Raw genomic sequence first — 21,215 nt, 5'->3', positions numbered from 1 at the left:
GTCACGTGTCCGTGGATGTATATAGTAAATAGTATAACCAGCATTTTTGTTTCTTCCGTAAGGATATCAACGCGGCAATATGCAATTGGAATTTGGTGTTGAATCAATTTATCTTCGTACTCAAGGACCAAAGCAATGCGAGTGAATAGTACAGCTGTCAACAAGTCTATAAGTCATGCAGGCACAGTTGATATCTAATTGACTGTTTTTTATGCAGGCACAAAGAAATATACTGCTATTAGCATCACAGACTAAATCTTATTGCCGGCGCTGTTTTCAATGCACTGGTCATTGCTTCCAAACGCGGTTTCTACTAGCTTAGCATTATACCCTCATCGCGCTTGACCCCAAATTTCTACCCTCGACGTGCAGACCGTGTCATCATAAAAATGATTGTCGCTACAATTGCGTTTTGCCTGATGGCTACGTTAATGCACGCGCAAAAAAAATCTTCCAACTCACTCCAAGAGGATTCCAATTCGGAAATAGCTGCAACTAAACAGGCATTGAATCAAGCCAAGCAAAAGGGAGATAATAAGCAAATCATTATCAGCCTTACACACCTCGGGGCTTTGTATTCCAAGACCAGTAATTACAAAGACGCGGAGGCAACATTAAAGGATGCTATCAAAAGTGGGGTTGCCGAAGAGCTTTCAGCTTTGTTAACGGATGCGTACCTAGAACTTGGTATCGTATATCTACGGCAACAAAAACTGGATTCCGCCCGTAATGTTTTAGGCCAAGGTATTGTGACAGCCAAGGCTCAAAACGAAGCGCTAAAGCTTGGACTACTCTACAACATGCTGGGCAATGTGGAGAAAGAGGAGAATAACTTTACAGTTGCGGTGGAAAATTACATTAAGGCCACTGCGATCTTTGAACAATATAAAAGTAATGACGAATTGACGCAGAGTCTGTCTAACCTAGGGAACATTCTAAACATTCTAGGGAACACGGACAAAGCAGAAGCTTATGCTTTGAAAGCTCTTGAAATTGCTGAAAAGGCAAACAAAGACGCTTCTGTCGCTTATGCCAACAGGTTGCTCGGCCGGATTTATCGCAAACAAAAACGATTTGATGAAGCGTTGAAAAGGTACGCAACAGCCTCGGGCTTATATCAAAAGCTAGGTGAAAAGCGCGAATTTGGCGAGACGTACACCAATGTTGGAAATATTTATTTTGAACTGGGCAAATACAATCGTGCGCTCGATTATTATTTCGATGCGCTCAGAATAAAAAGGACAATTCCAGACTCGGTAGGAATCGCCTATGACTTCACTGCAGCAGCGATCACTTTTTATAACCTGAAGAAACTTGAATTGGCTCTTGTGTACATTGATTCGGGAATGTTTTTCGCGAAAAAGAAAAACGTTCAGGCATTGGTCATGGATGGGTATCAGAATAAGAGCGATATCTACAGTGAGCTAAAGCAGTATCGGCAGGCGCATGAGAATTATATTCGCTACGTGGCAATGAAAGACAGTCTGGATATTCTTCACAACAAAGAAGCCGCTGATAAGCTTGAAGCAAAATATCAAAGTCAAAAAAAGGAAAACGAGATTTCAAATCTTCATGCTGACAATGAGATCAAGTCGTTACAACTCGAAAAACAGCGTACGCAACGAATTTATCTCATAGGAATTTCTTTGCTCGCCTTCTTGCTCATTGCTCTGCTCTATAATCGTTACCGAATTAAACAACGCAGCGCTGAAAAGTTAAAGCAACTAGATGCTGTTAAGTCCAGTTTTTTTGCCAACATCTCTCATGAGTTTCGTACGCCACTTAGTTTAATACTGAGTCCATTGCAGAAAAGTCTTTCGGAACCTGATAGCAACCTTTCGAGATCAGATATTGATATGATGTATCGTAATGCGACGCGGCTTCATGGGCTGATCAATCAGTTACTGGACTTATCTCGGCTTGAATCTGGTAAAATGAGATTGCATCTTGAGGAAACGGATCTTCGCCGTTTTATAGCTACGCTTTGTTCTGCATTCCAATCACAGGCGGATCAACGCCAAATGGAATATCACATCATGTTCGATGACGGGAATGGCGCTGGTGTGGTCGACCGCGATAAAATTGAAAAGATCATCTACAACCTGCTTTCGAATGCATTCAAATTTACGCCAGACGGAGGACGTGTAGATGTTGAGGTACGCAAGCCATCGGATCTTGTTATCCGCATCCGCGACAATGGTATTGGAATTTCGAGTGCGCATATTCCATTTGTTTTTGACAGGTTCTATCAGGTTGATACATCGTCTACCCGTTTCAGGGAAGGTACGGGTATCGGGTTGGCCCTCGCAAAGGAATTGGCCGAAACGCACAAAGGTTCTTTGCAGGTGATTAGCACTGAAGGCAAAGGTAGCGAGTTTATACTTGCCGTGCCTGTTGACCGGGAACATTACCATGCTGACGATTTTACTCAGGCAAGCGGAAAGAAAGACATGGTAGACCCGAGGTATCGTGAATCTGTAAAAAGCGCCGAAGAAAAACTGACAGAGACAGAAAACGAAGAATTGCCCATCCTTTTAATCGCTGAGGATAACGCCGACATGCGATCGTTTATCCGTGACACCTTGAAGCGCGATTATAGAATTGTTGAGGCCGAAGATGGACTCCATGCCTGGGAACTAGCTCAAGCGTTCCTCCCGGATCTAATTATTTCGGACATCATGATGCCACGCATGGATGGCACCACACTGTGTGAAAAAATAAAAAGCACCTTTACGACAAGCCATATTCCTGTGGTGATGCTTACTGCCCGAGCCGGACAGCAAAGTAAAATTGAAGGTTTACAACGTGGGGCCGATGATTACCTCGTGAAACCATTTGACCTGCAGGAGTTAAAAGTACGTGTTCAAAACCTGATCGTTCAACGTAAAAAACTCCGGGATTTATACCGCCAGGAGATTATGCTACAGCCGAATGATGTTGTTGTGACTTCGCTGGATGCTGAGTTTCTTCAAAAGGCGCTTTCCGTTCTGGAAAAATCTTGTTCAAATTCTGAATTTGGCGTCGATGAATTCAATCGTGAGATCGGATTCAGCCGCATGCAACTACATCGCAAATTGAAAGCGCTCACGGGCCAGTCTACCGGGGAGTTTATTAAGCAGTTTCGGTTGGAGAAAGCAAAGCAGCTTTTGAGTGTTAAAGGGGCTCAGGTTAGCCAAGTTGCGTACGATTGTGGATTTAACAATGTTTCCCACTTCAGTAAAAGTTTTAAAGATTATGCTGGTATGACGCCATCGCAGTTCGCGGACAAAGTTCTCCAGCCATAGCTTTTTTGCCGACTTGTTTTTTAATAACAGCTCTAAAAAGTGAACAGCATATTTTGGATTTACAAAGAAGTAAAAAGTGATCTCACAATATCATGATTGTGAGATCACGTTAGATTAATTTGCACCTCTGCACTGCCACTTCGGTGCACCTGTGGCATTCTTTGACTGCTGAAAGGTTACAATGTTCTGCGCATAATTAAATCCCGGAGGAGAGTCACTGATAAACCATCCCGGCATTCCCGCGCTTTCTATAGCAACCGTTGTAACGTCATTGACACTCGGCATCTTGTGAATATAAAATTGATACTCCGCACCATCATCGCCATCAGGAGGTGCATAATACGACTGAGACCCGACCGGCGTAACAAGAATACCGTTTGCTATATAGAGGTGTACCTCCTCCTTGTTGGACGACATCCCGACGCCCAGGAAGCGACTTTTGTTTTCATTCAATTGAATGGTGTAGCTCATTTTTCCGTCGACTTTTCCGGCCTCGGCGACATACCAAAGGCATTTTTCCTCTTCAACTAAATCACTTAGCGGATAGGACTTCAGGATGTTGTCGCGAAACATGGCACTCCCGTTCGTGTAGATGTAATCATATTCGGCTACTGAAGGATCTGTAGGCGGAGTCGTTTCACCACCTGCCGTGAAGACCCATTCCTGCGGATATCCGATCTCCAGGCCTGGATTCGGATTTGGATCGTTGTCCGAATCGTCGTTTGAGCAAGAAATGAAGCAAGGCAGGATACAAAACAGTAAGAAGGAGTTTTTCATAACATTTAAAATTTTGTTGGACAATGATATTGTCTCAAAAGTACGGGCGGAGGTATATCTGAATTATCGAAATTGTCCCAAATGGTGTTCTTGCTGTAACTTGGAGCATATTTTGAGGACTCATGGCGAGTACGCCTATCCTATAATCCGGTATTTATTAAGCAAACGGATCACAGTCCGGGGCATCTTGTAGAACTTTAGATATCGTTCGTTCCCTTGTAGTGCATATTGATATGCATTGTGGTAACCGTTAATACCCGAATCAAATAACGCTGATTTTGGAAAGCGTTTGCCGGTGACGAATAATTTCCAAATACGCCATTTTTGCAAATGCAAATTCTTTGTGACATTGTCCATTCCAAGCCTCGCTTTATCAGCGGCTTGCAGGCGCAGATTTTGTTAGCTCATCGGCCAGGAAGCTATACAATGCGTAAATGCATTTAGTAAAAAGAAGTATGTGAAAACACCATATTATATTAATCGCTCCCATATGGGAATTGGAATCTTTCGCTATAGATTTTTCGAAGTGGTTTGCCATAAAATGCAATCATTTAAATCTGAAATTTAATTTTATAACGTGTGGTGTCCGAATACTTAATTAATGCATTTATGAAGATACTTCTTAGTAACAGTATCGATATTCTCTATCATCTTTTTTTATCTTGTAAAGATGAGCCCGAAGTGGTTAATCTACCCAGCTCTTTGAAGGAGCCCTTTTAAATGATATATATAGTTAATATTCTAAATGTGATTTTCGGAATCAGAAGAAAACCTTTTATCAAATAATAATATGCGGAATCTTTCGATATAAGCAGCCTTTTTAGTGCTACTGATTTTTTAGTAAAAAAAACTATCCAAATGGGAGTACTACACTCCGAGAGCAATGATGAGGTTTATTCGAGAAAATTGAATAATGACATGAATGTCATTTATAGCAAACATAATTAAGCAGATCACTTGAGGGCTCATACCATTGATACATGGCTGCTTAGAAATTCCTCAAATACTTCTCTGATAATTTCTGCTACTACTTCTTTTGAGGGTATATTATTTCCGAGGTATTGTTCAGGATCGTTGCAGATATACTCTACAGTGCGTTCTACATAGTTGATCCATTGATCGTGATTCATTTTTGTCTCCAGATGCTCCAGCACCTCAAAATAAGGCTGAAGCATTGGAATATATACTCTTTTCAGATCACGTCCATTATTTGTCATAAGTCAAATCTACAACAAATAGTTGTGTGTGTGATTACGCTTTTGTTTTCTTTAGTGTACTTTCTGGCTTGGCTCGCTTCTTTGCCTTGTCATTCTTTTTAATGGCATCTTTTACTTTTACTGAAAACTTTCGGGAGAAATTATCCACAAGCTTTTCAATTTTTTTGGAAGGTTCTGGAAGATCGAGTTTTAGGAGCGTCTGCTGAAGGGCACCTTCAATGGATAATTGAATATCTTTTCGACTAACTTTGGCCATAAATGGGTTATTTACTAAGCAAAGGTACATTATATTCTTATTAGCTTAATATATATAATAAAAAATTAATATTCACTATTGGTAAACAATTTGATGCACTTGTTTAGTATAAGTAAACAAATTGCTATATACTGTATTGCAACACGCATAGTGTTCAGTAAATTAAAAGCGGTACCAATACTGCTTCTGTCTCCTTGTGAAAATATAGGCTAGTATATCGTAAAGTATATAGATTGGGAATAGATGCAGATCATCCAGCCAATGTGTCAAGATATTCTATAGAGCTCCTGACCGGATACATCCAAGGTTCAGGCCTTGGTCTTTTATTTTTTAAGAAACCATCAACCCTACGGTTACTTATGATAACGAGTCATACGGGGGTAAATCCGACAATATATATATCAACGGCATGATTTGTTTTAGTAATGTTGAGATCAGGATCGTTGACGAACGGAATATCTGCTTGCAAAAGCAATTGCTATACTATAATTAGACATCACAGCAGTATGCTGATACTATATGCAGAAGATGATATAGATGACTTTAATCTGTTTTGCGAAGTGATACATTCATTTGATCCGCGTATCGAGTGTGTGAACGCCGTAAATGGTATTGCCGCCCTTGAATTTCTTGAAAATAGCAAGGCACTTCCGGATTATGTTGTTGTTGATATCAATATGCCAGCCATGGATGGAAAGGCATGTTTGAAAAATATAAAGAAAGATCCAAAATTTGCGTATACCCGTGATTATATATTCTACAAGCCGCGATCAGAAAGATATAGAGCTTTGCAAGGAATTGGGCGCTACCGATTATCTCAAGAAACCAAATACCGTAGAGCAAGCCATTCAGGACCTTTCCAAACACTTCAGACGGACTTACAGAACTAAAAGTATAGATGCAACTGTTAGCTGTACGATCAGCGGTGTTCATTTATCCCCTTTGTCATATCAGAAGGTCACCATTGGGCGGGCTAGCAAATTTTCAGTTGCAGACATTGCGATGAATCAATGATATAGCTGATTATTTTAGTGAAGTGTTGTTGAAGGGATATGCTTAACGTTATCGTTAAATTTGGTTAAGTATGATCAATATGAGTAAAATCAAAATACGCTATGAGAATCGGAACCATACAACAGATGATTGATGCGGCAGTAGATCATGAACGGCAAACTGACCATGTTGTAGCACTTTTAATCAAAGTTACCGCAATGTCAAATAGCCGCATCGATGTAGAAACGGCCAGGATTCTGCGTGACCATTGTATCGCCTATGTGAATCTCGTGCCGGAGTTCTTCGACACCGGGCTCAAACGAGCCAGCCAAATGGGTATTGAACGAGAAATGAATTTTATGCTAAATGAGTTAGAATCGTACTGGTTTTTACAGAAGGATTTAATTCCAGATAAATATGGCTTGGTTGGAATCATGGACGATGCCTATGCGTCTAACTACTTTCTGCAATCGCTGTCGGATTTTTGCGCGCGTCAAAGCAATCGTCCGTTGATTGATCGTGATCTGGTAGTTGCCAATACTTTTGCCCGTAATATTATCGGTGAGCGTATAGCCCAACGCTTGGAAAAACAAGTAGACGCTTCTATTAATGTCCATCTTAATGACAACCATATCAGTAAACTATTGAAGACGATCTTTTCAAGTGCTTTTGTGTTTGAGAATCATCTTGCTTTGAGTTCCCCGCAAAAGGCCATTCAGTTTCAAAGACAAATGCCTCTCGGTGCAACCGGCATAGTAGTATAAAAATTCTGCCCTTATATACTGTATAAATTTGTGATGTGATATTTGATATGTATATAACTATGTGCATTTAAATTGTGCGCTACATGATATAGTATACAATAGGTGTTTCCTGTTTACTTAATGGCAGGCACGTACTACTTAACCGTGTGGTGGTTAAAAAGATATTCTATCCATAACAATGGCCTATCGGTCTGAACCATGTTGGTACCTTTCATGAGAATCCACCCGTAATTTTTGTCGATATCAACAACAGCACGCTCATCATCATGTCCTGCACACAACTCGCTCCATAGGGAATTTACCCAAATACGAGATCCTTTTTGTTTTATCTCGTTAAACTTCGAGATAACGCGCGAGGTATCAGAAGAAAAAACAAACTCGATGGCTACGGGCTTTAAATGCTGTTGAAAGTCGCGAATCATCTGTTCAGCACCGGGCTTATCCAGATTGACAATCGGCATAAAGTATATTTGATTCAAATATATAGCAAGATCTTTTTTCACGGCTTCTACCGTTTTGTTAGAACCTTTTAAGATAACGTGGTCAACGGTTTGGGTTTTCTCAAGAATGCTATAGGCTTGCGGAAAGTAATCATAGCATTTGTCCAGGTTAACCATGATATAGTCCTTCGCAGCGCGCATTGCTTCTTCGAGAGTAGGAATCTTATGCGCTGTAGTATGGCCGATACCATCGCGAAGAAACAAAGTCTTCAGAGAATCAAGTGTCCAGGCAGAAACATTGCCTTTACCCGTAGTAGTTCGGTCAAGCGTCTTGTCATGCATGAGTACAAGCTGGCCATCTTTGGTTTTTTGAATGTCGATCTCCACGATGTCAACGCCCATGGCGATGCAATTGCGAATTGCCTGCAGGGAATTTTCGGGAGCGTTGCGCCAGTCACCGCGATGAGAGATAACCATTACATCTTTTCCGGTAGAATTACTGAGCCTCTGTTGTATACTTTTAACAGATTTTCGTGGTAGCTGCTGCGCACAGGCGTTCGAAGTATAAAGTAAAGTAAAACAAAAAAGGAGAGGATAGATTAATTTTGCAACGCTATACTCGGTGATATTCATGATGTATATATTCAGATTGGACTTCTACAGAAGTCGCTGATCTGTAAGGCATGTGAAATGTTTTCATGCGTGAGACCAACGACTCCTGTGAGAATAATTTCTTATTAATAATTAGGATACGAACTATACTTTGTGAAGATCATCTTAATACGATACGAATCATCTTCTGCGCTCGTCCTTCAGGCAGTATTGCCTGAAGCGCATATATACCGGGTTTAACTCCTGCTGCTTTCAGGTCGAGTATATTTAGGTCCTGAAGTCCATCCTCCATTCGTATACCTTGCTGAAATACAACAACACCGGAAGCATCATAAAGATTGATTGTTACATACCCCGTGATGTTATAAAAAACACTTACACTCAATCTGCCATCCGTTGGGTTAGGAAACACCGAAAGACTATCGGTAGTTGAAGAGGTTGAAGCTTTACTAAAGGCGTCAGTTGTTTGTGAAGTATAATTGATCGTATCCAACAATGTGTCGTCTTCCACTAGTAACGAGTCGCCTTCTTCCGAGAGTCGGCCCGAAGCAGAGTTCGCCCAGTTTTTGTAATACCAGCTTGTGTTTCTTTTGCCTTGTGGTTTTAGATAATCTGTTATCAGTGTATAAGGCTCATCAGTAGTAATCCAACGGCATCTCCAGCCCACCAGCCATTGCCAGCTTCCTCTCTTGTCATCTGTATCGCGCGGGCTACCACCCGGAGCAGTATAGTATATATCTTTCAACCGGTATGTGCCAGAATAATCCACTTTCCAGAAACGGTCTCCTCCTGCATCGGGTAACGCATTGAAACAAACTAATGTTTTCTTATCGCGTTTTGCCTGGTTAACAATGTCGGAATGAATGCCACGATCTTGTTTCAAATCAACTTCAACACTAATAAAGTAAGGCTTGTTCTTGTAATTGTTGTAGGTCTTGAGGCAGTTGAGTTTCTCATACATGTTGGTGGTGAAGACAGGAACGTATTTGAAATTATACTCCCATGTTATCCATTGTCCGAAGTCACCCTTGTGTCCCTTCTTTAGCTGTAAATCGTCTTCCATGGTTGAAGGGTTCTCTCCGTAAACAGTTGCGTTTAATTTAAAGATAACCCAGTCGTAAGCGGGAGTGCCCCAGTAATTTTTTGCCCACTTGACAACGTCCCAGCATGCGCGTGTAGCCTGGCGGTCTTTAATGTCCAACACAATGACAACGGAAAGCCGTTGATTTTTAATATACTCAAGCGCTTGCCACAAGGTTGGTAAATGTTCATTTGTAAGTGAGCCATATCTGTCCTTTAATCGGAGCTTCTGCAAATCTCCATTGGTACACCAGTTTACTGGAGGATTATTTCCTTTGCTTGGAAAAACCTGCGGAGCATTCGTGATTCGACCAAGCGTAACGTCATGCATCAGCACCGGTACGCCATCACTGCTCAGTTTTATATCAAGCTCTATTGTTTCGATGCCTACATTAACGGCACGCTGAATGGCTGCCAGCGAATTTTCAGGAACACCTCGCTCGCGCCAGTAGCCGCGGTGGGCACAAACAGCCACCAGATCTTTTTGGGGGCGCTTTAATGTGTTAATAATATAATTGGTCTTGTACTGCTGCGCCAGCAATGAACTGCTAAAGGCTATCCACAGCAATAATGATGATAGTAAAGTTTTTGTTTTTTGCATAGTTAAAAAATTTGTATATCAGTTTATTTGTTTAAAAATCGTTGATATAGTTTTGAGCGTTTTTAGAAAGCCTTGGTTGAAGCGTGGCGCTTGCACGATAGATATATACCAGACAACAACCGTTGCAGAAGAAAAGAATAAACAGGCTTACCATTTTGATTTTGTATATTAATTATAAAGATCATTTTGATCCAGGATATCACTTCCTACGATATCGATCTGCTTTTGGGGTACGGGATATATATATTGATATTCCTGTATGGTATATCCTACGGTACTCATGGCAGTTATAGCTTGCCCGCTGCGAACAAGATCAAACCAGCGATCGCATTCCAGCGCCAGCTCAAGTCTGCGTTCATTCCATACGGCTTGACGAAAAGCCGATTGATCCGCAAGATCGGCAGAGCTATAAGCAGTAAGACCGGCACGCGTGTGTATTGCATTCAGGTATGTAAATGCCAGACCATCGGCAGTATAGCTTTCTTCGTTTAATACTTCTGCCATCATCAGCAATACATCGGCGTAGCGCAATACTGGAAAGTCTGTTCCCTGACGGTTACCGGTAGGTGCCTCATATAGTTTTGAAGGACATTTATTGGTTCCGCTACCTTGTAATACCATCAGGTCTTTTCGCTTGTCGGCAGAAGTATAGAGTGCGGTTATAACCGAGAGATCAGTGTCTGAATCTCCTGAAGTATACCAGTTCGCATGGTCTGTACCAGAATTGCCTTTCAGGTATCGTATGGCAAAGATGATTTCCTTATTCATCTCGTTGGAAGCGCTGAATACATCTTTCACAGCCGTGAGCAGGAGGGGAGTTCCATCCTTGGCGGAAGCCTCTGTAATTTCGGACAGGAGTATGCGAGCCGGTGTATATTTCTTCTCGTATAAATATACTTTACTCAGCAATGCTTTTGCAGCTATCGCACTGGCTCGTCCCAGATCAACGGAGTTGGAGGCATATCCAGAGGGCAAATTCTCAATGGCTATGTTCAGATCACTTTCAATGGCGGTATATACTTCTGATACAGCCGAACGTTTTATAGACTTTGATTCATCTACAGAGACTTCCCGTAACACCAAAGGAACCTTTCCCCACAAGCGCACCAGGTTGAAGTACGTGAGTGCTCTAAGAAAATAAGCCTCTCCAAGTAATCGTTTTTTAAGAGTTTCGTCTTTGAAGGTAACACCATCTATTCTGCCGATGACGATGTTGGCGGCATACACTGCCTCGTATAAAGATGACCATGTTGCAGAGAGTGTACTATTGGAAGGTACATCTGTAAAGGTTTCGCATTGATATAGCACACCGCCGCCAGCACCTGGGTTATTATTTTTTATGTTGTCCGACCGGTACTCCATCAGTTGTAAAAAATTGCTGCCGTATTGCGCACTGCTTGCCAGTTTGGAGTAAACGGCATTCACAGCGTTGGTCATGTCATCAGCAGTTTTGTAATAACTATCTGCTGTTGTGTTGGAGATGGGCGTTCTGTCCAGGAAATCTTCTCCGCAGGAGAAAAATACTCCTGCCAGGAATATTAATATATATATTCTGATTTTCATTTTTGTTGTGGTTAGGAAATTCTAGAATGCGATATTGGCACCAATGGAAAGTGTTTTCGATAACGGGTATGTATTGTAGTCTTCACCACTGGCCAACGCATTTCCGGGCCTGCTGTTAATCTCCGGGTTATACCCCTTGAATTTTGTGAAGGTGAATGGGTTCTGCACAGCAACATAGAGGCGCGCACGACTCAGTTTCGCTTTTCCAATTACGCTGGCGGAAAGATTATACCCTATAGTAATATTGCGCACACGTACAAAAGAAGCATCCTGTATATATTGATCGGTAGGAACTGCATTATTCCCTTTTGCATTTCGGTTTGCACGGAATACTTGTCCATCTCCGGGATCTTCTGGTGACTTCCAGCGATTCTCTACCCCAACCATGTTGTTAAAATTACCTTCGCTGTTATAGATATAGCGGTTGTTCAGGTAGAAGATCTCATGGCCTTGTACGCCCTGTATAGCAAACCCCAGGTCAATGCCTTTATATCGAAATGTACTGTTGAATCCGAAAATATAGTTCGGCAAGTAACTCCCCGTAATTTTGCGGTCACCATCCAGAGAGAGTATACCGTTTTTATCAACGTCAACAAATTTACGATCACCTGGTTTTGAGTTGCCGGGAAACCCGTTGGCAACTGTAATTTCATCGGCACTGTTAAACACGCCATCAGAAACCATAGTATAGTACGAACCAATCGGCTTGCCGACCTGCGTAATAAAATAGGTGTTGCCGGTTCCCCCTGTGGCAATGATCGGAGCATTATCGGGACCGAGCGCTACAACGGTGTTCCTATTGGCCGAAATGTTAAACGAATTATCAATTTCCAGTTGCCCGAGTATAGAATGTGTTGTCAGTAATACTTCAATGCCTTTGTTATTGACCTTGCCTATATTTTGCAACTGTGTTCCGTATCCCGATAGTGCCGGTACAGGAACGTCCAATAGAAGATCAGATGTATTGCTATTATAATAATCTACCTCCAGGGAAATTTTGTCGTTGAAAAATCCGCTTTCAAAACCAATGTCGAACATGGCTGTTTTCTCCCATCCCAAAGTATTGTTACCCGCTGTACCCGGCACCCGGCCGCTTACCACCGTGGATGAACTTCCAAATACGTAACTGGTTGTGCCTACTAAAGAAAACTGTGAGTAATTGTTTATCTGAAAGTTTCCGGTAAGACCATAGCTGGCACGCAATTTCAAATTACTGAATACATTGATCTGTTTGATAAAGGGCTCTTCTGATAATTTCCAGCCTGCTGATACGGAAGGAAACATTCCCCATTTGTTACCCGGACCAAAACGTGAAGAACCATCGCGCCTTAATGATGCTGATAAAAGATATTTACCACGGTAGTCATATTGTATACGTGCCAGGTATGATATCAATGACCACTCTTGTGCAGAAGAAGAACCACTTGTGATGAGTCCCGCGTTATCAAGGGTCTGTACATATTCATTGGGAAAATTTATGCCTTCTACTGAGTTTGATTCTTCACGTTCCATCTGGGAGGTAAAGCCCGCTATAGCAGCAATAGAGTGTTCACCAAAAACTTTGTTATAGGATAAAGTATGTTCTATTAACCAGTTGATAAATAGTTTGGATCTTGAAAAGCCCACCGGAAGCTGAGGCCCTGTAAGCCCTGCTACTTCAACGGTCTGCGATGGACGGAAATAATCACGTTTATAGTTATTGATGTCTGTACCGGCAGACAATTTATACTTCAGTCCATCGGTCAATTCATATTCGGCATAAGCGTTTCCCAACAGTCGCACCTGTGTGAGATTGTCATTGATTTCATTTGCCAGTGCAACGGGATTGACCACCGTTGTTTGTCCGCAGCACCAGATGTTATTTCCAAAATTATAGGAGCCATCATTATTATATACTGGAAAGATAGGAGAGGCGGCCAGAGCATTGCCGATGACACCTTCGTCAAACCAGGGACCTTCACCATTTACAATGTCGTTCTTTACAACGGAGGGGTTAACATTTACACCTACTTTAAGTTTGTTGTTTTTGATCTCTATGTTAGCACGCAGTCCATATTGCTTAAAGCCGGAGCTGATAACAACGCCATCTTGCTTCTGATAGCTTGCCGACACAAAATAGTTTACATGGTCTTTACCTCCGGAGATAGACAAGTTATGGCTCTGCATCATCGCGGTTCTAAAGATCTCATTCTGCCAGTCGGTGTTTACCAGTTTGCCTCTATTTTCCGGCTTCATCAGTTCAAGTATATTTGCCGGTATAGATGTACCGCTGTTGGCTATGAAGCCTGCGGTAGTGTTTGCATCCAGATAAGGAAGTACTTCATATGGGATTTGACCGGCAGCAGGCCGCGCACTGTTCGGATCGTTAACGGTACCGCTGGGGGTCGCATCCAGGTATGTATTGTTGTGAGCATCCCAGGCAAGTGCCGCATATTGATAGGCATCCATCATGTCGATTTTTTTGGACACTTTTTGCCAACCCACATAAGTATCATAGGCTATAACGGGCTTACCTGATTTTCCTTTTTTTGTTGTGATGATCACTACTCCGTTTGATCCTCTCGACCCATATATAGCGGCTGCCGATGCATCCTTCAAAACTTCTATAGACTCTATATCATTGAGGTTAATAGAGCTTAATGGATTCAGAGGTTGATCGGCATAGGAACTCGCGCCACTCGCAGGGTTAGGACCGCCTGGTGCATTCTTGATTCGTTCGGAAAGAGGAACTCCATCGATCACGTAGAGCGGATCGTTGCCTGCTGTAATAGATTTTACGCCACGTACGCGGATGTTAATATTGCCACCCGGAGCGCCCGTAGTTTGTGAAATTTGCAAGCCCGCCATCTTGCCGATCATGGCCTGATCGAAACTTGTTACAGGTTGATTAGCAAGATCTTTAGCCTTCACGGAAGAGACAGCAGTAGTCAGATCGCCTTTGTTCATTTCACCATATCCGATTACAACTACTTCTTTCAGTGATTGTGCATCACTGGACAAGGCTATAGCTATAGTGGTTTGATTCCCCACTGTAATCTCCTGGGTAACGTATCCTATAAATGAGAATACGAGTATACTATTGGCATCGGGTACTTCTATTGAAAAAAATCCATTGCTGTTGGTTGTGGTTCCCTGTGTTGTTCCTTTGATAAGTATATTAACACCAGGAAGCAGTTCATCCGTGTGAGCATCTTTGATGGTTCCCTGTATAATCATTGAATGAACAGAAGACACTTCATCAGCCGTTGCCGTCTTCTTTATATTTCGGGCGTTAACAGCAATCGTATTTCCTTCCTGTCGGAATACCAGGCCCGTCTGTGTAGCAATGATGTCGAGTATCTTTTCGACAGCGGTGTTGTTCACGTGAAGGGAAACAGTCGCGCGATTTTCTTCCAGTGATTTGTCGTAGCTGAATTTTAAATTTGTTTTGTGTTCGATCGCCCGGAAAGCTTCTGTTATTTTCACGTGTTCAAGATCCAGTGAAATTAAAGCATCTGTCAGATGTTGAGCCCTGCTTTCATTCGCCAGAATAATTCCTGAGAAAATACAGATCACCGTTAAGATCTTCAAAAGCCGCAGGGAAATATTCAACACTGTTTTAAGTAGTGGTTTTTTCATATTTTTGATAAGGTTGATAGAGTGTTATTGACCGGAGAACAACCTTGCACTGACCGTCCAAAGTAGAGCAGGAGGGTTCTCTTCTCAAAAGCAGAAGCAGTAATGTTTCTGCTTTTGTTTTTCAGGATGAATCATTCATGGTATACTTCATTTATGGGTTGACAGCAGCACAACCTTCACCTTTTATATTGACCACGCCATCTTTATAGGTATAGCGAATGTCGAGTATGAATTGAAGGGTATATAATACTGAATTCAGTGATTGATTAGTGTGTTCGCCCATCAGCACACAATTGTTAAGCTTATCATTGGCCAGTATAATTTTTACGTTATACCATCGCTCCAGCATTGTGGCTACTTCTTTAAATGTTTTATTGTTAAAGAGCAGGGTTCCTTTTGTCCAGGCGAGTGCTTCGCCTGCATTTATAGTCTCAATTTTTGAAAACCCGGAGGCAGAGCGATAAGAAGTTTGTTGATTAGCCAATAGCAGAAGACCATGCTTTTCTGCATCTTCTACTTTTACTTTGCCGGTTGCCACCGTGATGACAAATTTTTCGTTTTGATAACTTCTGATATTGAAAGATGTGCCCAGCACCGTTGTTTCTATAGTGCCTGCCTGAATGTTAAACGGTTGATCTTCCTTTCTCTTTACTTCAAAGAATGCTTCACCGGAAAGTTCCACGGCTCTGCGCGCACGTTTAAACCAATGCGGATACGTTAATGTACTTTCTGCATTTAGCCATACCGTTGTGCCATCCGGTAGTAAGATTTTAGATCGTTTGCCGGCAGGGTTATGCACCGTTACCATTTTTACCGGATCGACTAATTCGCGCAGCGAATCCTGGTACTGATATGCCAGAAATGAAGATATCAATAGCAAGGCGACAGCAGCAGCAACTTTCCAATAATGATGCAACTGATACCATTCAGACTTCTTATAGTATAGCGAAGCTTCAATCTGTGTACGAATGAATTGCGAGTGTTCTGCACGAAGATGTGCCTGGTTCGGAGTATCATTCCAAACCTTTTCCATAGCCATCTTCAGACGATCTTCCAGAAACGGATTATTGCATAGTTGTATAAATGCTTCCAGCTCTTCAGGTGTACATGTATTTTGTATATACTTTCTGACGAGCGCGTCAATGTCGATGGCGTTAGTATCATGATCTTGCATACGACCTTAATACGCCGGTGGCATGCAGGAGGTATTAGTCAGATGTGATTAAGGATTTGTTAACAAAAAAGTGCTTTAATATGAAGTGCTGGGAGAATACTGTAAGCATGGCTATCGCTTCTGGGAAAGGAAAGTTATGATGAGTACAAAGGAGAAGTCTGCGTTTTGCTGCAGGTAGCTGCGGATGTGCTTGAGTGATTTGAAAATGTGAACTTTAACGGTATTGGATGAAATACCTAATTGTGTTGCTATTTCTTCGTGCGATAATCCACGTTCGCGGCTTAGTTTAAAAACAAGACGTTGCTGATCGGGCATTAATTGTATTGCTTCGTCGCTGAGCCGTTGAAGATCTTTATATATTATTTCATCTTCAGTATGATTGTGAGATTGTTCAATCCGGTAAACCATTTCCTGTTGCATCGCAGCATCACGTGCTACTTTTCGATGAAAGTCAAGTATACCGTTGAATGCTATCTTAAACAGGAAAGAACCGAAGGATAGCCCGGGATCTATTCCTTCCCGCGAGTTCCAGATTTTTATAAACGTCTCCTGCACAATTTCGTCAGCCAGATCTTTTGATTTTACAAACCGGAAGCAGTATAGAAATAGCTTCGCATGGTATATATCAAAAAGGCAATCGAAAGCTTGCTTGCTACCCTTGTTAAGTTCAGAGACAATAGTGGGTTCGTCTTTGGATGTTGCCGAATGATTCATGTCTGAATGTTACTGTAAATAAAAAACAGTTTTTCGATACGGCAACTGTGTTGAGATTATTATATAGTTAAAGTTATACCATGTAGATCACGCGAAGGGGTAATGCTTACAAGGAGATACGTATAAATACTGATGTCTGAAGTTTTTTGCTCGTCACACCAAAAAGTTGACCATTCATGTGATGCGCGCTGTTGTGGATTTTGAATAAGGTCATTCTTGTTTTTAAAGTTACTATAGAACGCGTTTGTGAAAATATACTCATCAAGTGTTATTTAAAATGCTAATGGAAGATAGCCCGTCATGGTGCTAGTAAAAAAGCATCTGTACACTATAAGGAGTTGATTCTTTTATAAATATGTTGTGACCTTGATTTATAAATAAGATTTAGTAGTGTTGGTAGATTAACTTCTCATGAAGTCTTTGTAATATACTACATAACATATTTCAACCGACTCGATGTATGCTTACTTTTGAAGCCAATACTAAAAAACGCTGACAACTACTGACGACACGATCTGTTAATCCAGAGCGCAAAGCATATATAGTGGTCAGATCGATAGCTATAGGTATATAAAAATTTCATAAAGACTCGGCACTTCTAAAGAACCACGCGTAACCAAACTAACATTAAAACTATACTATAAATGAAAAACAAGAAAAATTTTTTACTGGCTGTGCTGGTTGCGCTCGCGGGCTGCGACAATGAAGTGATCAAGCCGGATGTTACGGTTGAATCCGAACAGGAAATAACAGACATCCGAAGTGCTGCACGCACTGCGTCAACAGGTACTTTCTCTGTGCTCACCTATAATGTAGCAGGACTACCAGAAGGAATATCTAGCTCGAATCCCGAAGCCAATACACCTGAGATGGGCTTGCGCATTCGTGATTATGACATTGTGCATGTACAGGAAGATTTTAATTACCATGCCGCGCTCTACGCTAACGACAATCATACATACCGTACACCCACCAGCGGAGGAGTGCCTTTTGGTGATGGACTCAATACACTTTCGAAATTTCCGTATACCGATTTTCAACGCGTGAAATGGAACAACTGCAATGGTACGGATTGCCTTACGCCAAAAGGTTTTTCGTTCAGCCGCATACGCATTGATGAAGGTGTATATGTAGACTTTTACAACGCACATCCCAATGCAGGAACAGCTACTGCTGATCTCGCTGCCAGACGCGCAAACATTTCACAGTTGTCACAGTTCATTACACAAAATTCAAGTGGCAATGCCGTTATCGTGATGGGCGATATGAACTGTCGCTATACACGTGCCGAGGATAACATTCGTGAACTGATCACTAACAATGGCCTTACAGATACATGGATTCAAGTCGTCCGTAATGGAGATATACCGGCTATGGGCAGTCCAGCGCTCGTATGTGAATTTCCAAACATGACCAATGCCTGCGAAGTAGTAGACAAGATCTTTTATCGTGATAGCAAATTTATAGACTTCACACCGACATATTATCAGTTGGATGATCCGGATTTTGTAACGGATGATAATCAACCTCTCTCGGATCATTATCCTTTACTTACCAACTTTTCGTGGTCACTTAAAAGCGGCTTCCTGCAAAGTGACCTGTTTGGCGGTCCGCATGGTACACCGTTTAATGATTTAGCTCAGCTCGCTACCAACTCAATAGCCAGTAAATTTATTCTGCGCGGTGCTTCGCGGGTAGATCAGGTAGGCGTTCAGTTGATAAGCGGAGCTATACTATCCCATGGCGGTACCGGTGGAACTGAAAAGACGCTCACCCTGAATGCAGGTGAATATGTTCAAGCTGTAAAAATGTGTTCTGGTCAGAAAGATGGACGTACACGTATATTTTATATAGAGCTTCGTACCAACCAGGGGAGAAGTATATCTACCGGAGCGCAAACCAGCGCAACGATAACCTATACTGCACCAGCAGGCTGGCGTGTAACCGGTTTCTTTGGAAATTCGGGAGATGAAGTGGATAAGCTTGGATTGATCTATACACTTAATTAAAACGACTACACAAAATAAAAGAGGTTGTCTTAATCCATTAGGACAGCCTCTTTCCATTTTGAAGATGATATATTATCAATACTATATGTACTTGATCCAAGATCTATACCCATCTAATGGAATAGATACAGATGCTTTATTGCTCTGTTTCTTTTAACCTAAAGTACCTCCCGACATCCAAGGCGGGATAAGATGTAGATATATCCACATGGAGGGGATTATAAAATGTCAGTTGGCTTTGCTAAAGTCGCTCATACTTTAACATACACTTAATATTGAAATAAGGATGGATACATAATTATGGTGTAAACTTGAGATGTTCTTTCTGGACGAAATTGTGGTAGTAAAGTCAGTTTTGCTAAAAGCGTTATGTTCCATAAAAAGCTCTCTCAAAAAAGTATATCCGATTTGGTAATCGCGCTCAGGAGTGGGAGTGAACCTGCCTTTCGTGAACTGTTCGATCGCTATGCTGGTAAGGTATACCGTTATGCATTGCGTTTTGTAGCGAGCGAGCCGGTTGCAGAAGAACTCGCCCAGGATGTATTTGTAAAAATCTGGAACAATCGTGATACGATTGACGAAGCTCAATCATTCAATAATTTTCTATTCAGGATCACGAAGAATCACATCCTGAATCACTTGAGAGATCTGCAACGGAACTCGGCTCTTAATAAGGAGTATTGCCTTTCATTAACTACATTTCACAACGCGGTTGAAGATTCACTTATTCATGAAGAGTATATACAGCTCGCCAACAGGGCTATAGCATTGTTACCGGAGAAGAGGCGGTCTATTTTTATAATGAGCAGATTTGATGGTATGAGCTACGATCAGATCTCACAGACACTGGGCATTAGCAAAGACACTGTCCGCCTGCAAATGATTAAGTCTTTAAGAACAATCCGTGAGTATCTTAAACTCCATGTCGATGTCCCGATCGGGATACTTCTATTCATAGGAAATATATTTTAAAAAAAATCCAACTCCGATAGACCTCCCGCTTCAGTCTGGTGTATTCTATATAAAAGGAATTCAATTGGAGCGGAAACAAAAAATATCGAAAGAGCTGATGGATAAATTTCTGCAGCATCGTGCCAATGAGCAGGAGCGTGCAGAAGTAATTGCATTTATACGGAGCAGTGCTCCGGACGATGCCGTAACGGAAGAGATATTTACAAAAAGCTGGGAGCAGATCGATGCTGAAGAAGAAGAACTAAAGTCTCATCCACTGCACTACAATAAAGTCAGGGAAAACCTTGCTATACCACAAAGTCGCGGCATACAGTTCGCCACGCTTTACCGCATCGCGGCATCCTTGCTTTTGCTGGCGGTCTGTATCTATACCTTTGTTGCCCACTGGCAGAGCATTCTGAATATAGTTGATCCTGTACATTATATCACACAACGCGCTTCTGCAGGCCAGCGCCTTGAATTTAATTTGCCGGATGGTTCACATATAGTATTGAATGCCGGAAGTAAACTTACGTATCCGGATCGGTTTAGAAATGGTACCCGCGAGATGACGCTGCAAGGTGAAGCCTTTTTTAAAGTTGTGCATGATGAAGAAAAACCGTTCCTGGTCCATACCGGTAAACTTCGTACACAAGTCCTCGGTACTTCTTTTAATATACATGCTTATCCGGAAGAGAATACAATCCGAGTCAGCGTTTTGACAGGCAAAGTTTCAGTCTCTGTTTTCCAGGACACTGCATCTGTTACGCCACAGCAGCAGCACCTGCTGACGGTAAATCAACAAGTCCAGTATGATCGCCACACAAATTCATTTTCGAAAGAAGAACTTATATCCGTAGAGCATACTATAGAATGGACAGAGGGGAAACTTGTACTGCAAAAAGCTTCCTTTCAGGAAGTGGCCAGTACGTTGGAGCGCTGGTATAATATACATGTGGAAGCAAATCAATTGGAAGTTGAGGATTGTACGTTTACCTCCAGTTTCCAGGAGGGCACAACGCTGCAGGATGTGCTGAAGATGTTGAGCATCACTAACAGAATCACTTACAAGATTGAAGGCAATACAGTAAAACTATACGCAGGAAAATGTTCGCACTAAAATTATTACAGATGCACTGAAAAAATATGTGACTCACGGATC

The 21,215-nt window shown here is 41.8% G+C and carries 15 protein-coding genes; 6 read left to right on the top strand and 9 right to left on the bottom strand.

What is annotated here, in order from left to right; genetic code table 11:
- The first annotated feature begins 389 nt into the window (after positions 1–389).
- On the top strand, positions 390–3,284 hold the full coding sequence (locus B5Y40_RS21755; protein WP_079688944.1) for a hybrid sensor histidine kinase/response regulator transcription factor: 2,895 nt from the start codon (positions 390–392) through the stop codon (positions 3,282–3,284).
- A 114-nt stretch (positions 3,285–3,398) separates the two neighbouring features.
- Here B5Y40_RS21755 and B5Y40_RS21750 read toward each other — a convergent pair whose 3' ends face one another.
- The 3 genes from B5Y40_RS21750 to B5Y40_RS21740 form a co-directional block, all read right to left on the bottom strand.
- Positions 3,399–4,061 carry a hypothetical protein gene (locus B5Y40_RS21750; protein WP_079688943.1) on the bottom strand — a complete coding sequence of 221 codons (663 nt, stop codon included), beginning with the start codon at positions 4,059–4,061 and terminating at the stop codon, positions 3,399–3,401.
- Positions 4,062–5,026: 965 nt separating this feature from the next.
- Positions 5,027–5,278 carry a hypothetical protein gene (locus B5Y40_RS21745; protein ID WP_079688942.1) on the bottom strand — a complete coding sequence of 84 codons (252 nt, stop codon included), beginning with the start codon at positions 5,276–5,278 and terminating at the stop codon, positions 5,027–5,029.
- A 34-nt stretch (positions 5,279–5,312) separates the two neighbouring features.
- A complete protein-coding gene (locus B5Y40_RS21740) occupies positions 5,313–5,534 on the bottom strand; it encodes a Sec7 domain-containing protein (protein WP_079688941.1) in 222 nt (73 codons plus the stop codon).
- A gap of 506 nt (positions 5,535–6,040) precedes the next feature.
- On the opposite strand from B5Y40_RS21740, the gene B5Y40_RS21735 reads away from it, so the two are divergent.
- Together B5Y40_RS21735 and B5Y40_RS21730 are read left to right on the top strand one after the other, a co-directional pair.
- Entirely contained in the window at positions 6,041–6,424 is a 384-nt protein-coding gene (locus B5Y40_RS21735; protein WP_159453771.1) for a response regulator, read from the top strand.
- Positions 6,425–6,649: 225 nt separating this feature from the next.
- The gene (locus B5Y40_RS21730) at positions 6,650–7,291 is read left to right on the top strand and encodes a DUF1232 domain-containing protein (RefSeq protein ID WP_079688939.1); all 642 of its coding nucleotides are present in this window, start codon (positions 6,650–6,652) and stop codon (positions 7,289–7,291) included.
- Positions 7,292–7,425: 134 nt separating this feature from the next.
- On the opposite strand, the gene B5Y40_RS21725 is transcribed toward B5Y40_RS21730, so the two are convergent.
- The 6 genes from B5Y40_RS21725 to B5Y40_RS21700 form a co-directional block, all read right to left on the bottom strand.
- On the bottom strand, positions 7,426–8,364 hold the full coding sequence (locus B5Y40_RS21725) for a glycerophosphodiester phosphodiesterase family protein (RefSeq protein ID WP_079688938.1): 939 nt from the start codon (positions 8,362–8,364) through the stop codon (positions 7,426–7,428).
- 139 nt (positions 8,365–8,503) lie between these two features.
- Positions 8,504–10,024, bottom strand: a complete 1,521-nt coding sequence (locus B5Y40_RS21720) for a glycerophosphodiester phosphodiesterase family protein (protein ID WP_079688937.1) — start codon at positions 10,022–10,024, stop codon at positions 8,504–8,506.
- Between the two features lie 168 nt (positions 10,025–10,192).
- Complete coding sequence (locus B5Y40_RS21715; RefSeq protein ID WP_079688936.1) at positions 10,193–11,587, bottom strand: RagB/SusD family nutrient uptake outer membrane protein; 1,395 nt, start codon at positions 11,585–11,587, stop codon at positions 10,193–10,195.
- Between the two features lie 21 nt (positions 11,588–11,608).
- On the bottom strand, positions 11,609–15,205 hold the full coding sequence (locus B5Y40_RS21710) for a TonB-dependent receptor (protein WP_143785873.1): 3,597 nt from the start codon (positions 15,203–15,205) through the stop codon (positions 11,609–11,611).
- Between the two features lie 151 nt (positions 15,206–15,356).
- Positions 15,357–16,379 (bottom strand): FecR family protein, encoded by a 1,023-nt coding sequence (locus B5Y40_RS21705; protein ID WP_079688935.1) that lies wholly within the window; start codon positions 16,377–16,379, stop codon positions 15,357–15,359.
- A 111-nt stretch (positions 16,380–16,490) separates the two neighbouring features.
- Entirely contained in the window at positions 16,491–17,093 is a 603-nt protein-coding gene (locus tag B5Y40_RS21700) for an RNA polymerase sigma factor (RefSeq protein ID WP_079688934.1), read from the bottom strand.
- Between the two features lie 644 nt (positions 17,094–17,737).
- On the opposite strand from B5Y40_RS21700, the gene B5Y40_RS21695 reads away from it, so the two are divergent.
- From B5Y40_RS21695 to B5Y40_RS21685, 3 genes are all read left to right on the top strand, one after another.
- Positions 17,738–19,102 carry a jacalin-like lectin gene (locus B5Y40_RS21695; RefSeq protein ID WP_079688933.1) on the top strand — a complete coding sequence of 455 codons (1,365 nt, stop codon included), beginning with the start codon at positions 17,738–17,740 and terminating at the stop codon, positions 19,100–19,102.
- A 369-nt stretch (positions 19,103–19,471) separates the two neighbouring features.
- On the top strand, positions 19,472–20,074 hold the full coding sequence (locus B5Y40_RS21690; protein ID WP_079688932.1) for an RNA polymerase sigma factor: 603 nt from the start codon (positions 19,472–19,474) through the stop codon (positions 20,072–20,074).
- Positions 20,075–20,138: 64 nt separating this feature from the next.
- Positions 20,139–21,173 (top strand): FecR family protein, encoded by a 1,035-nt coding sequence (locus B5Y40_RS21685; protein ID WP_079688931.1) that lies wholly within the window; start codon positions 20,139–20,141, stop codon positions 21,171–21,173.
- Positions 21,174–21,215: the final 42 nt, after the last annotated feature.

The organism is Ohtaekwangia koreensis, assembly GCF_900167975.1.
GTDB lineage: Bacteria > Bacteroidota > Bacteroidia > Cytophagales > Cyclobacteriaceae > Ohtaekwangia > Ohtaekwangia koreensis.
This window is presented reverse-complemented; position numbering and strand designations above follow the sequence as displayed.

Bases quoted from the DNA above. Each gene is read 5' to 3' on its own strand.
- B5Y40_RS21735 (WP_159453771.1), top strand. From the start codon at position 6,041: ATGCTGATACTATATGCAGAAGATGATATAGATGACTTTAATCTGTTT.
- B5Y40_RS21745 (WP_079688942.1), bottom strand. From the start codon at position 5,278: ATGACAAATAATGGACGTGATCTGAAAAGAGTATATATTCCAATGCTT.
- B5Y40_RS21710 (WP_143785873.1), bottom strand. From the start codon at position 15,205: ATGAAAAAACCACTACTTAAAACAGTGTTGAATATTTCCCTGCGGCTT.
- B5Y40_RS21725 (WP_079688938.1), bottom strand. From the start codon at position 8,364: ATGAATATCACCGAGTATAGCGTTGCAAAATTAATCTATCCTCTCCTT.
- B5Y40_RS21700 (WP_079688934.1), bottom strand. From the start codon at position 17,093: ATGAATCATTCGGCAACATCCAAAGACGAACCCACTATTGTCTCTGAA.
- B5Y40_RS21705 (WP_079688935.1), bottom strand. From the start codon at position 16,379: ATGCAAGATCATGATACTAACGCCATCGACATTGACGCGCTCGTCAGA.
- B5Y40_RS21750 (WP_079688943.1), bottom strand. From the start codon at position 4,061: ATGAAAAACTCCTTCTTACTGTTTTGTATCCTGCCTTGCTTCATTTCT.
- B5Y40_RS21695 (WP_079688933.1), top strand. From the start codon at position 17,738: ATGAAAAACAAGAAAAATTTTTTACTGGCTGTGCTGGTTGCGCTCGCG.
- B5Y40_RS21740 (WP_079688941.1), bottom strand. From the start codon at position 5,534: ATGGCCAAAGTTAGTCGAAAAGATATTCAATTATCCATTGAAGGTGCC.
- B5Y40_RS21715 (WP_079688936.1), bottom strand. From the start codon at position 11,587: ATGAAAATCAGAATATATATATTAATATTCCTGGCAGGAGTATTTTTC.
- B5Y40_RS21755 (WP_079688944.1), top strand. From the start codon at position 390: ATGATTGTCGCTACAATTGCGTTTTGCCTGATGGCTACGTTAATGCAC.
- B5Y40_RS21730 (WP_079688939.1), top strand. From the start codon at position 6,650: ATGAGAATCGGAACCATACAACAGATGATTGATGCGGCAGTAGATCAT.
- B5Y40_RS21690 (WP_079688932.1), top strand. From the start codon at position 19,472: ATGTTCCATAAAAAGCTCTCTCAAAAAAGTATATCCGATTTGGTAATC.
- B5Y40_RS21720 (WP_079688937.1), bottom strand. From the start codon at position 10,024: ATGCAAAAAACAAAAACTTTACTATCATCATTATTGCTGTGGATAGCC.